This is a genomic window from Actinomyces haliotis, assembly GCF_015355765.1.
Classification (GTDB): Bacteria; Actinomycetota; Actinomycetes; order Actinomycetales; family Actinomycetaceae; genus Actinomyces; species Actinomyces haliotis.
This window is the reverse complement of the sequence record NZ_JACWNA010000017.1, coordinates 51,012-63,425: the sequence shown is the minus strand read 5'-3', so window position 1 is coordinate 63,425 and position 12,414 is coordinate 51,012. Positions and strand designations below refer to the sequence as shown.

Here is a 12,414-nt window from a genome sequence, read left to right as displayed (position 1 = left end):
GGGACCATGGGTCGTGATGCACCAGACACGCCAGCCCCTCGGGGGCGTCCTCACACGTCTCACGGCCTGCGGGCTGCTCGTGGGCGCCGCTCTCGTCGTGCCCGCAGCCGGTGCCGCGCCCCTCAGCCCGGACGCCCCTCGCACCTCGGCTCTCGCCGGCGCACCGGCCGTCCTCACAGCGAGCACGCCGTCGACGACCATCACGGAGCACGTCACGGACGACGCCGGGATCCTCGACGCGTCGTCCGCGCAGAAGGCCGTGGACACCGTCTCCTCGGACACCGGCGCCGCGCTGTGGGTCGTCACGATGAAGGACGACTCCGAGACGGCGGACGACTGGGCCAAGACCGCCTGGGACGACTCGGGCTTCGGCACGAACGACCTCCTCCTCGTCATCAACGCCGCGGACGGCTCGACCCGCTCCTACGCCTTCGACGGCTCCGCCGACGACTCGGTCTGGTCAGACGACATGCTCAGCCAGGCCAGGGAGGACGCTTACCAGGCTCTCAGCGACGGGGACTACGACGGTGCTGTGACGGCGATCGCCGACGTCGCGGGCAGCAGCTCCTCCGGGTCCAGCGGCTCGGGCACAGGGGCCGGCTCCTCCGGGGAGTCGGAGTCTGGCGGCAGCTCCGTGGGGGCCGTCGCCGTGGGCTCCCTCGCCGTCATCGGGGGCGCGGCGGCAGTCGCCGCGGTGGCCCGCAGGAGGAAGTCATCCGGCTCGGGCCAGGAAGGGAGCGACGTGCTGTTCAACCGCAAGCGCAAGGACGAGGCGGCCGCCCAAGGCTCCGCCGCGAGCGTCGAGGACCTGAGGACCCAGGCGAGCTCCTCCCTCGTCACCGCCGACGACGCCGTCCGCGCCGCCGACGAGGAGCTCTCCTACGCCCAGGCGCAGTTCGGCCTGTCGGCCACGGACGCCTTCACGCAGACGCTCACCGCGGCGCGTGAGGACCTCGCCGCCTCCTTCGAGCTCAAGAAGCGGCTCGACGACGACGTCCCCGAGACCCCCGAGCAGCAGCGGCAGATGTACGGGGAGATCCTCGAGCGCTGCCAGCGCGCCGTGGCCGCGATCCAGGCTCAGGAGAAGTCCTTCAACGACCGGCGCGGGATCGAGGCGAACCTGCCGACCTCCATCGCGGAGACGACGCAGCGCGCCGACGAGACCGAGCAGGCCATCCGTGCCGCCCAGACGCTCCTCGTCACCCTCCACGCCACCTACCCGGACTCCGCGCTCACGAGCGTGGCCGGGGCCCCGGACCAGGCCGAGCGCCTCGTCGCAGCAGGCCGGACCGCACTGTCCCAGGCCCAGGCCTCCGTCGACGCCGGGCAGCAGGCCACCGCGGTCGAGCAGGTGCGCATCGCCCAGGGCTCGATCGCGCAGGCCGGGCAGCTCGCCGCGCAGGTGACCGGCGCCCGCGAGCGCCTCGCCTCCGCGAGCGCTGACCTGGACAAGGCGATCGCCTCGATCTCCTCGGACCTCGTCGACGCCCAGCGCCTCGGCTCGCAGGTCCCCGCCGCGACGCTGAGCCCGCTCGTCGCCGACGCCGAGGCCGCCGTCGCCGAGGGCCGCGCCGCCTCCGGGCCGAGCGCCACCGGCGACCCGCTCGCGGCGCTCGACCACCTGGCTCGTGCGGAGGCGGCCATCGACGCCGCCCTCGCCCCGGCGCGCGAGCGCGAGGAGAACGACTCGCGCGCCCGCTCCTCGCTGGGCTCGCGCCTCGCACGGCTCAACAGCCAGATCGACGCCGTCACCTCCTACGTCACGACGCACCGCGGCGTCGTCGGCTCCTCGGCGCGCACGGCGCTGTCCGAGGCGACGCGCCACGCCACCGCGGCGACCTCCCTCCAGACGACGGACCCGCAGGCGGCCCTGGCGGAGGTGGCGGCCGGTGAGCCGCTCGTCGCCCAGGCGCAGGCGCTCGCGGAGGCCGACGTCCGCAACGGCACCGGCGGCTCGAACGGCCTCGGGGGCGGGCGCTCCGGAGGGATCGACCTCGGCTCCCTCGTCCTCGGCGGGATCCTGCTCGGCGGCGGCCGGGGCGCTTACGGCGGCTGGGGCGGCCCGCGCCATGACGGTCCCTTCGGCGGCGGCTTCGGCGGAGGCGGGGGCGGCTTCGGCGGAGGCGGGGGCGACTTCGGCGGAGGCGGGGGCGGCTTCGGCGGAGGCGGCGGCCGCTTCTGACACGTCCCGCGCTCCGCGGGCGGCGATACCGAGCCGGTTCCGGGCGAGGTCCCCTCGCCACGGCCCCACTCCCGTGCGAGCCTAGAACCGGAGGCCCCACGGCCCGTGGGCGGTCACCCGGGACGAGCACGAGCCCCGGACCCGCACCACGACACCACCACGACACACCTGCAGACCTCCCGGCTCCGCCGGGGACCAACGGAAGGGACCACACCCCATGGCTGAGAAGCAGTCGATCCTGGGCCGCGTCGCCCAGCTCACCCGCGCCAACGTCAACGCCCTCCTCGACCGCGCCGAGGACCCGGAGAAGATGCTCGACCAGCTCGTGCGCGACTACACCTCCTCCATCGCCGAGGCCCGCGACGCCGTCGCCCAGACGATCGGCAACCTGCGCCTGGCGGAGAAGGACCACGACGCCGACCTCGCCGAGGCCAAGGACTGGGGCGGCAAGGCCCTCGCCGCCTCCCAGAAGGCCGACTCGCTGCGCGCCTCCGGCGACGCCGCGGGCGCGGACAAGTGGGACTCCCTGGCCAAGATCGCCATCACGAAGCAGATCAACGCGGAGAACGAGGCGAAGGCCGCCGAGCCGATGATCGCCTCGCAGCGCCAGGTCGTCGAGCAGCTCAAGACGGGCCTGACCCAGATGGAGGCCAAGCTCGACGACCTCAAGTCCCGCCGCGACCAGCTCGTCGCCCGGCAGAAGAGCGCGGAGGCCCAGGTCAAGGTCCAGGGCGCGATCCGCTCCGTCAACGTCATGGACCCGACGAGCGAGCTGGCCCGCTACGAGGACCAGGTCCGTCGTGTCGAGGCCCAGGCCGCCGGGCAGGCCGAGCTCGCCGGCTCCTCCCTCGAGTCCCAGTTCGCCGAGCTCGAGGCCTCCTCGACCCAGTCCGAGGCCGAGCTGCGCCTCGCCGCGCTCAAGTCCGGGACCGCACCGGCCGCCCAGATCACCGACGGCGACGACGACGTCGACGCCGCCTTCGCCGCGCTCAAGTCGCAGGGCCAGGTGGAGCCGGCCGAGCAGGCGGCCGACTCCGACGAGTCCTCCTACTGATCCCGTCCGCGCGGCCGCCCCGCGCGCACGGCAGGTCGACGGCGCCGCCCCTTCCGCAGGGGCGGCGCCGTCGTCGTCCCCGCGAGCGACCCCGACCGCCCCGGCCCGGCGTCGTCGCCTCGCTGCCTCCTCGCCCCCGGCCGCTAGCATGAGCGCATGAACGCACCCACGTACCTCCTCGTCGACGGCGAGAACATCGACGCGACCCTCGGCATGAGCGTCCTCGGCCGTCGCCCCGAGCCCGAGGAGCGTCCCCGCTGGGACCGCGTCCTGTCCTTCTGCGACCGCCTCTCCGACGCGGAGGCCGGCGGCCAGGGTGACGAGACCACCGCTCTCTTCTTCCTCAACGCCACGAGCGGCCACATGCCGATGGGCTTCGTCCAGGCGCTCCTCGCCATGGACTACCGCCCCGTCCCGCTGGCCGGCTCCGGAAACCAGGAGGAGAAGGTCGTCGACATCGGTATCCAGCGCACCCTGGACGCCCTCGCCGAGCGCGTCGAGGCGGGCGAGAGCGCGCAGGTCCTCCTCGGCTCCCACGACGGCGACTACATCCCCCAGGTGGAGCGGCTGCTCGACGCCGGCGCCTCGGTCGGCGTTCTCGGCTTCCGCGAGTTCGTCAACGCGCGCCTGGCGAGCCTCGAGTCGAAGGGTCTGCGCCTCCACGACCTGGAGACGGACGTCGACGCCTTCACCGTAGCCCTGCCGCGCGTGCGCATCATCCCGCTGGCGGACTTCGACCCGCTCAAGTTCATCTGAGGCGAGGCGGGCCAGGGGCACCACCCTCAGCGGGTCCGGCCTCACTCCGCGCACTCCTCGCGCTGACCGGGACCGTACCCGCTGGATGCCGGGGCGGCCGACCGCGGGAGCCACCGCGTCCATCCACCGTCCAGCCAACACCCAGACTCGGGCGGCACAGTACGACCATGGATCGTTCCCAGGACTCCCGCACCGAGGCACACCTGCTCGTCGTCGACGACGAGCCCAACATCAGGGACCTGCTCGCCTCGTCCCTGCGCTTCGCGGGCTTCGAGGTCTCCACCGCCGCTGACGGCAACGCCGCCCTGCACGCCGCCGAGTCCGACGACCCCGACCTCATCGTCCTCGACGTCATGCTCCCGGACATGGACGGCTTCACCGTCGCCCGCCGTCTGCGCGAGCGCGACGTCACCACCCCGATCCTCTTCCTCACCGCCCGTGACGACATGGCCGACAAGGTCCAGGGGCTCACGGTCGGCGGCGACGACTACGTCACCAAGCCCTTCGGCCTCGAGGAGGTCGTCGCCCGCATCCGCGCGATCCTGCGCCGCACCCACGCCGTCGAGGGCGAGGACGACGGCGTCGTGCGCGTCGGCGACCTCGTCCTGGACGAGGACGCCCACGAGGTCCATCGCGCCGGCGTCGAGGTCGAGCTCTCCCCCACGGAGTTCAAGCTCCTGCGCTACCTCATGCTGAACGCCGGGCGCGTCGTCTCCAAGGCCCAGATCCTCGACCACGTCTGGGAGTACGACTGGAACGGCGACGCCGCGATCGTCGAGTCCTACATCTCCTACCTGCGGCGCAAGGTCGACCAGATCGAGGGGCGCGACGGCGAGACCGTCGTCCCGCTCATCCAGACCCGACGAGGCGTCGGCTACATGCTCCGCGAACCCAAGGGCGAGTGACCGTGAGGCAGGGCCCCGGGTCCCCCACCCGGCCGGCGTCCGGACGCACGGCCCCCGCGCACGCGGACGGCCGCCCCCACCCCTGGAGCCCGCGCCCCAAGCAGCTGCGCCCCGTGAAGAAGGGGCGCTTCCACCCCGTCACCGACGCCCGCCGCTCCTGGCACTCCCTGCCTCTGCGCAGCCGCCTGGCCCTCATCACGACGGCGCTGCTCACCCTGGGTCTGCTCGTCTGCTCCCTCGCCGTCACCTCGCTGCTATCCTCGCACCTGCGCGGGCAGATCGACGACCAGCTGCGCACCACCTCCGCGACGATCGCGAACCAGGGCCTCGCCCAGCTCCAGACGGGCCGCACCTCCGGCATGCCCTCGACCTACTTCGTCGAGGTCCAGACCGTCGACGGCGACGTCCAGCAGATGATCTCCGACGGCACCGCCGCCGACTACGGCACGCCGGAGGTCGGCACACTCTCCCTCAAGGAGGCGATCGCCGACCGTGACGACCAGACGCTCTTCACCGTCGCCTCCGACCAGCTCGGGCACGAGTGGCGCGTGACGGTGCTGCCCTACACGACGACCTCCACCACCGGCTCGACGAAGACCTGGGGCGGCGTCGTCGCCGTCGCCCTGCCGCTGACCGACATGCAGGAGACGGTCAAGCGCACGCGCCTCGTCGTCGCCCTGTCCGACGTCGTCGTCATCCTCCTCGGCGCGGCGGCCGCCACCTACCTCGTCCGCCGCTCCTTCCGACCGCTGCGGCAGATCGAGGGCGTGGCCGGCCAGATCGCCTCGGGCGACCTCTCGGCCCGCGTCCCCGTCTCGGAGCCGCCGACGACGGAGGTCGGCTCGCTCCAGAGGGCGCTCAACACGATGCTCACCCAGAACGAGCGCGCCTTCTCCGTGCAGGTCGTCTCCCAGGAGCGGATGACCCGGTTCGTCTCCGACGCCTCCCACGAGCTGCGGACGCCGCTGGCGGCGATCCGCGGCTACGGCGAGCTCTACCGCATGGGCGGGGTTCCGCCCGAGCGTCAGAGCGAGGTCATGGGCCGCATCGAGGACGAGGCCTCCCGCATGGGGCGGCTCGTGGAGGACCTGCTCCAGCTCGCTCGCATGGACGAGGGGCGCCAGATGGCCTCCGCACCGGTCGACCTCACGAAGGCGGCCTCGGGCGCCCTGGCGGACATGGCCGTGCTCGCACCCGAGCGCGACTGCGCCCTCGTCCCGCTGCAGACGGGCTACGCGCCGATACCGGATGACGCCGAGCCGGGACCGCTCATCGTCATCGGTGACCGGGACCGCCTCTCGCAGGTCCTCACCAACCTGCTGGGCAATGTCACGCGGCACACGCCGGAGGGCTCGCCCGTGGAGATCGCCGTCGGTGCGCTCGGACCGGAGGCGGCCACGACGCTCACCGCGACGGGGAGGGCGCCGGCTGGGACCGCCGTCGTCGAGGTGCGCGACCACGGGCCGGGCGTCCCCGCGGAGGACGCTCAGAAGGTCTTCCAGCGCTTCTACCGCTCGGACTCCTCCCGCAACAGAGAGACGGGCGGATCAGGCCTCGGTCTCGCGATCGTCGCCCAGATCATCGAGCGGCACGGCGGGACGGTGCGGATGCTGCCGACGCCCGGCGGCGGCGCGACCGTCCGCATCGAGCTCCCGCTGGCCCCCGCGCAGGAGGCTCCGCAGGCGTCCTGAGGCCCCTCTGACGCGTGCGGAGGACAGGGCCGCCGACCGGCCCGCCACGCGACCGTATTGTCAGCGTTTCGTGGCGGTTCCGACATCTCAGCCCTTCGACTTCGCCGCCCGGACGGCCCTACGATTGCGGGCGTCCCGCACCCGATCCCGGAGGCTTTGCATGGGCGTCATCGACGCACCGCAGTGGCTGCTCCCCGCCTACGTCCGCTCCGTCAAGTCCCTCGGCGCCTCCGCGTCAGCGGACGAGATCCGCGCCGCCGGCGAGCGGCTCATCGAGATGTGGGGGAGCCCGGACCGCCGCTTCCACAACCTGCGCCACGCCATCGACATGCTCGCCCGCGTGGACGAGCTCGCCGACGAGTCCCACAACCCCGACATCATGCGGCTCGCCGCCTGGTACCACGGCTGCATCTTCTCCTCGTCCTCGGAGGAGACCTATCGCCGCAACGGCGGTGAGGACGAGGTGGCCTCCGCCGCCTACGCCGCGCAGGACCTCCACGGCCTCGGGGTGCCGGACAAGGTCGTGGACAGGGTCTGCGCCCTCATCCTCAACCTCAAGCATCACAACCTGGCGCCCAACGACATCGACGCCCTCGCCCTCAACGACGCCGACCTCGGCGCCCTGGCCGTTGAGCCGCAGCAGTACAAGAAGTACCGGGAGCAGGTCCGCGCCGAGTACGCGCACATCCCGGCCGCGGACTACCTGCGGGCGCGCCTTACCATCATCGGCAAGCTCCTCGCCCGGGACGCGCTCTTCTCCTCGCCGCTCGGCGCCCGCTGGGAGCTCCCGGCGCGGGAGAACCTGGAGGCGGAGCAGCGCCGCATCGAGGCCGAGCTCGCCAAGCTGCCCACGGACCCCGCCGAGCCGGTGACGGCCGCCGACGTCGTCGCCAAGCACCTGGACGCCCGCATCGCGGAGGCCGCCTCGCAGGGCGAGGAGCAGGCCGCGCGCCGCGCCCAGGCCGCCTCGGCCACCCTGGGCGGGCTCGAGTCCGCCGACGACCCCGAGCTCGCCGAGTCCCGCGCGACGACGCGCCCGACGCCCGTCGTCCCGCCGACGCCCGGTCGGACGACGACGGCCGCCTCGGCAGCCACCCCGGCCACCGGCGTCTCCGCCGTCGGGCCGCAGACGCGCCCCGAGCCGAAGGACGAGACCGTCGGCCACACGACGACCATGGAGTCCTGCATCGAGGACCTGGACCGGCTCCTGTCCTCCCCGCGCGCCGTCGACGCCGTCGCCGCGACCGAGGGCGGCTTGGACCGCGCGGCGCTCGCTCAGGCGGAGCGGGACAGGATGTGCGCGCGTCTGCGGGCCAAGGCCGAGGAGGCCAAGGTGCTCCGCGAGGCCCGCACCGGCGAGTTCGCACCGATCTCCGCGGAGGTCATCGACGACGGCCAGCACGAGGGCTGATCCCGCGGTCTCACAGCACCCACGGAGCCGCTCCCGGTCTGGGGGGCGGCTCCGTCGCGTTCCGGCGGGGTCGTACCGAGGACGCCGCGGCTCCACAGACGGCGGCCGCACACCCCTTCCCCCCAGGGCGACGAGGCTCGCCGGAGGCCGCGAGCGGCCCGCCCCTAACGTGGTGCGTGCCGCGGGCGCCCGCTCGCGCCGCACGCAGCAGGGGCCTGCCGCCCCTCTCACTGAAAGGCCCACCATGCCCGTCTTCGCCGTCGACACCCAGGCCGTCGCCGACACCGCCGCCCGGACCCGCACCCGTATTACGACCATCCAGACCGAGGTCGACGCCATGAACGGCGACGTCGCCCTCCTCCAGTCCTCCTGGAGCGGTGGCGCCTCGGACTCCATGAGCACCGCCGCGGCCGACTGGCACCTCACCCAGGCGCAGGTCCAGTCGAGCCTCGACCTGCTCAGCCAGGCCCTCGACCAGGCCGCCGTCTCCTACGACGACGCCGAGTCCGCCAACGCGGGCCGCTTCGGGGTCCGCTGAGGCACCGCGCCACTCACCCACGAGACGCCGCTGGCGTCAACCGTCGCAGACCCGCCCCCCCCCGCCCAGACACGACGACGGCGGGCCGCCCTCCGCGTGGAGGACGGCCCGCCCAGGCGCGTGCTCCGAACAGATCACCGTTCGTCCGTAGAGGTTCTCCCCCGAACGAGTCTCTGATCAGCCTCCCACCCTCTTCAACGGGTGCTGATATTGGGACGACTCCGATTTCCGGCTCCGGCGCACACGCTCACGACTCCATCCGGCGAAGCCGAGGTAGGCGCAAGCTAAACCCAACACGCTCACTGAGAAGCCCGCTCGCTGCCGAATGACGATGCTTAATATGCCGAGAGCCAGAAAAAGGGCAAACCCGTCCCATCGGGCCATCCCGGAACGCCAGCCAGCGATGCAGGCGAGAACTGACAGCGCAACAACCAGAATGCAGTCATACATCGAATCACCTCAACGGCAATACCCGTTCCTATACGGCCGGGCTACGATCTTCGTACTAATTGTCGCATTAGCAGGACGATAGTCGAGAGCCGCACAGGCACCATGGTTTGTGGTCACAGAATACACTCCGGCATGAAGTGCGCACGCAACCCCCATGACAGCACCACCAATTCCGGTCCCAAGAGCGAGAAGGGCGGTAACAATCGCACAGACCGTGTTGCTGCCGGTCACATAGTCAGCCGTCCACGATTTGTTGAGGTATGCCGTTGCCGCAGCACCTAAACCGCCAGGAACTGCGACGGTTACACCCCTTCGAGTCCAGGTCGGGTCTGCGTCTACTGGAAGTGCCGCACCAGACACGTCGACGTGCTGAACGATCGAAGTTCCCTCAATCTCGTACCGAGTCGGAACACTAGCACCGTTCGCATCGCGCGCCCACGGCCGCTGTGCAGTGAATACCTCCGAAACCACTCCGTCAGTCCCCTCCTCGGCGAGGATAATACTTCCGTCGCTTGCCTTAACGAGTGACTGACGTTCTCCGAGCGAGATGTCATATCGGAACACCGTGGGCGCGGATTCATTCTCGATCGTCGTCAGAGTTCGGATTCCTCCGCCGTGTAGCGCCTGCACGTAGACCCCGCCGTCGTCGACCGTAGAATCAAGCCTTAGAGTTCCATCGGGCAACTTCACAGGATCACCATCGGCGACCACAGGTAGGTGAATCGAAACGCCCTCCAGGGCTCCATCCGGCTCGATCTGCAACGTTCCTGATTCAAGATCGACCGTCTGTGTAACCACGCTGGACTGAACGCTCACATCACCATTTCCATCGATTACAGGGTCAACGTTGTCGGCCGTCACCACCTGAACGAGGTCGTCGCTGCCAGGAATTTCATCTGCGGCGGCACCTGGCGCAGAACCTGCCATCACGAGGCAACCGAGCGCAAGCGCCACGGTCAGGCGACGGGACGTGTGAGACTGTGAGACTGTGAGACATGATCTCGCCCCTTCAAGATTGGTCGGCCGGACAGCCTCCCTATCGGAAGGATAGTGTGCGTCACGTCACATTGGCTAGATGTCCGTCTCATGTTCGCGATGAATCTCTTCTGCATTGCACACCCAGCCAGGCCCTCGACCAGGCCGCTGTCTCCTACGACGACGCCGAGTCCGCCAACGCGGGCCGCTTCGGGGTCCGCTGAGGCACCGCGCGCCACTTGCGTCAACGGCCGCCGCTCCAGCTATCCCACCCGGGACACGACGGCGGCGGGCCGGTCGTTCAGCCGACGCACCGGCCCACGAGACGCCCAGTTCTGACCTTTCTCACTGAGTCAGCACCTCTGGGGGTCGATCTCGGTGAGAGACCTCAGAGCTCGGCGTGCGCCGCTCGCGTCAACCGTCGCAGCCCCGCCCACCCCGCCCAGACACGACGACGGCGGGCCGCCCTCCGAGTGGAGGACGGCCCGCCGTCGTGCGATCGGGGTGCTGAGCCGGTCACCGGACGCCGCGCCTGTCAGCGCGACGGTTCGGGGCCGGCTCAGTGACCGGCGACCGGTGGGATCAGTACATCCCGCCCATCTCGTCACCGGCCGGGGCGGCCGAGGCCGGGGGCTCCGGCTTGTCGGCGACGACGGCCTCCGTGGTGAGGAACAGACCCGCGATGGACGCGGCGTTCTGGAGGGCGGAACGGGTCACCTTGACCGGGTCGGCGATGCCGGCGCCCAGCAGGTTGACGTACTCGCCGGTCGCGGCGTTGAGGCCCTCACCGACGGGGAGGTTGCGGACGCGGTCCACGACGACGCCGCCCTCGAGACCGGCGTTGGTCGAGATCTGCTTGAGCGGAGCCTCGACGGCCAGCTTGACGATCTGGGCGCCCGTAGCCTCGTCACCCTCGAGCTCGAAGGAGTCGAGGACCTCGGCGGCCTGGATGAGGGCGACGCCACCACCGGCGACGATGCCCTCCTCGACGGCGGCCTTGGCGTTGCGCACGGCGTCCTCGATGCGGTGCTTGCGCTCCTTGAGCTCCACCTCGGTGGCGGCACCGGACTTGAGGACGGCGACGCCGCCGGCGAGCTTGGCGAGGCGCTCGGAGAGCTTCTCCTTGTCGTACTCGGAGTCGGAGTTCTCGATCTCGGCGCGAATCTGGGAGACACGGGCGTCGATGGCGTCCTTCTCGCCGGCGCCCTCGACGATGGTGGTCTCGTCCTTGGTGACGACGACCTTGCGGGCCTGACCCAGGTCCTCGAGGGTGGCGTTCTCGAGCTTGAGGCCGACGGTCTCGGAGATGACGGTGCCGCCGGTGAGGATGGCCATGTCCTGCAGCATCGCCTTGCGGCGGTCGCCGAAGCCCGGGGCCTTGACGGCGACGGACTTGAAGGTGCCGCGGATGCGGTTGACGACGAGGGTGGCGAGGGCCTCAGCCTCGACGTCCTCGGCGATGATGGCGAGCGGCTTGCCGGACTGCATGACCTTCTCGAGGAGGGGCAGCAGGTCCTTGACGTTCGAGATCTTGGACTCGACGAGCAGGACGTAGGCGTCCTCGAGGACGGCCTCCTGGCGGTCGGCGTCGGTGACGAAGTAGGGCGAGATGTAGCCCTTGTCGAAGCGCATGCCCTCGGTGACCTCGAGCTCGAGGCCGAAGGTGTTGGACTCCTCGACGGTGATGACGCCGTCGTGGCCGACCTTCTCGAGGGCCTCGGCGATGAACTCGCCGATCTGCGGGTCGCCGGCGGAGATGGACGCGGTGGCGGCGATCTCCTCCTGGGTCTCGACGTCCTTGGCGTCGGCGAGCAGGCGCTCGACGACCTTGGCGACGGCCTTGTCGATGCCGCGGCGGACGGCGATCGGGTTGGCGCCGGCGGCCACGTTGCGCAGGCCCTCGCGGACGAGCGCCTGGGCGAGGACGGTCGCGGTGGTGGTGCCGTCACCGGCGACGTCGTCGGTCTTCTTGGCGACCTCCTTGACGAGCTCGGCGCCGATCTTCTCGTAGGGCTCCTCGAGCTCGATCTCCTTGGCGATGGTGACGCCGTCGTTGGTGATCGTGGGGGCGCCCCACTTCTTGTCGAGGACGACGTTGCGGCCCTTGGGGCCGAGGGTGACCTTGACGGTGTCGGCGAGGGTGTTGAGGCCCCGCTCCATACCGCGGCGGGCCTCCTCGTCGAAGGCGATGATCTTGGACATTGAGTTCCTCCACTTGTGTGGTGGGGCCTGCCGGTGCCCGCGACGGACGGCCCTCCGGCTCCGCGTTCTGGTCACGCGGGCCGTTCGGGCCTCACTGGAAGGCCAGGTTGACTCACTCGGGCTGTCACTCGACGTCCCTGAGTGCTAACCGCAATGCTGGCACTCTCACCCCTTGAGTGCAAGACGCTCAAGGCTGCGCCGCGGGGCTTCCACCGACGGCGAAGACCCCGGGCCCTCAGCCAGGGCGGGC

General features: G+C 71.1%; 9 protein-coding genes. 7 read left to right on the top strand and 2 right to left on the bottom strand.

Going from position 1 to position 12,414, the window contains the following annotated elements; translation table 11 throughout:
* Positions 1 to 16 precede the first annotated feature (16 nt).
* From IXW69_RS08260 to IXW69_RS08230, 7 genes are all read left to right on the top strand, one after another.
* A complete protein-coding gene (locus IXW69_RS08260; protein ID WP_194785867.1) occupies positions 17 to 2,182 on the top strand; it encodes a TPM domain-containing protein in 2,166 nt (721 codons plus the stop codon).
* A gap of 217 nt (positions 2,183 to 2,399) precedes the next feature.
* Positions 2,400 to 3,236 carry a PspA/IM30 family protein gene (locus tag IXW69_RS08255; protein ID WP_194785866.1) on the top strand — a complete coding sequence of 279 codons (837 nt, stop codon included), beginning with the start codon at positions 2,400 to 2,402 and terminating at the stop codon, positions 3,234 to 3,236.
* A 156-nt stretch (positions 3,237 to 3,392) separates the two neighbouring features.
* Positions 3,393 to 3,992, top strand: a complete 600-nt coding sequence (locus tag IXW69_RS08250; RefSeq protein WP_194785865.1) for an NYN domain-containing protein — start codon at positions 3,393 to 3,395, stop codon at positions 3,990 to 3,992.
* Between the two features lie 167 nt (positions 3,993 to 4,159).
* A complete protein-coding gene (locus IXW69_RS08245) occupies positions 4,160 to 4,897 on the top strand; it encodes a response regulator transcription factor (protein WP_194785864.1) in 738 nt (245 codons plus the stop codon).
* Between the two features lie 113 nt (positions 4,898 to 5,010).
* Positions 5,011 to 6,588, top strand: a complete 1,578-nt coding sequence (locus IXW69_RS08240; protein WP_323745244.1) for a sensor histidine kinase — start codon at positions 5,011 to 5,013, stop codon at positions 6,586 to 6,588.
* 160 nt (positions 6,589 to 6,748) lie between these two features.
* Positions 6,749 to 7,999 (top strand): HD domain-containing protein, encoded by a 1,251-nt coding sequence (locus IXW69_RS08235; protein ID WP_194785863.1) that lies wholly within the window; start codon positions 6,749 to 6,751, stop codon positions 7,997 to 7,999.
* 244 nt (positions 8,000 to 8,243) lie between these two features.
* Entirely contained in the window at positions 8,244 to 8,537 is a 294-nt protein-coding gene (locus tag IXW69_RS08230; RefSeq protein WP_194785862.1) for a WXG100 family type VII secretion target, read from the top strand.
* A gap of 459 nt (positions 8,538 to 8,996) precedes the next feature.
* Here the strand turns inward: IXW69_RS08230 and IXW69_RS08225 are convergent, their stop codons facing one another.
* Together IXW69_RS08225 and groL are read right to left on the bottom strand one after the other, a co-directional pair.
* Positions 8,997 to 9,941 (bottom strand): hypothetical protein, encoded by a 945-nt coding sequence (locus IXW69_RS08225; RefSeq protein WP_194785861.1) that lies wholly within the window; start codon positions 9,939 to 9,941, stop codon positions 8,997 to 8,999.
* 603 nt (positions 9,942 to 10,544) lie between these two features.
* Entirely contained in the window at positions 10,545 to 12,164 is a 1,620-nt protein-coding gene (gene groL, locus IXW69_RS08220) for a chaperonin GroEL (protein ID WP_194785860.1), read from the bottom strand.
* Between the last annotated feature and the right edge of the window lie 250 nt (positions 12,165 to 12,414).

Excerpts from the sequence above, each read along its gene's own strand:
- IXW69_RS08245 (WP_194785864.1), top strand. The coding sequence starts at position 4,160 with ATGGATCGTTCCCAGGACTCCCGCACCGAGGCACACCTGCTCGTCGTC.
- IXW69_RS08235 (WP_194785863.1), top strand. The coding sequence starts at position 6,749 with ATGGGCGTCATCGACGCACCGCAGTGGCTGCTCCCCGCCTACGTCCGC.
- groL (WP_194785860.1), bottom strand. The coding sequence starts at position 12,164 with ATGTCCAAGATCATCGCCTTCGACGAGGAGGCCCGCCGCGGTATGGAG.
- IXW69_RS08260 (WP_194785867.1), top strand. The coding sequence starts at position 17 with ATGCACCAGACACGCCAGCCCCTCGGGGGCGTCCTCACACGTCTCACG.
- IXW69_RS08250 (WP_194785865.1), top strand. The coding sequence starts at position 3,393 with ATGAACGCACCCACGTACCTCCTCGTCGACGGCGAGAACATCGACGCG.
- IXW69_RS08230 (WP_194785862.1), top strand. The coding sequence starts at position 8,244 with ATGCCCGTCTTCGCCGTCGACACCCAGGCCGTCGCCGACACCGCCGCC.
- IXW69_RS08255 (WP_194785866.1), top strand. The coding sequence starts at position 2,400 with ATGGCTGAGAAGCAGTCGATCCTGGGCCGCGTCGCCCAGCTCACCCGC.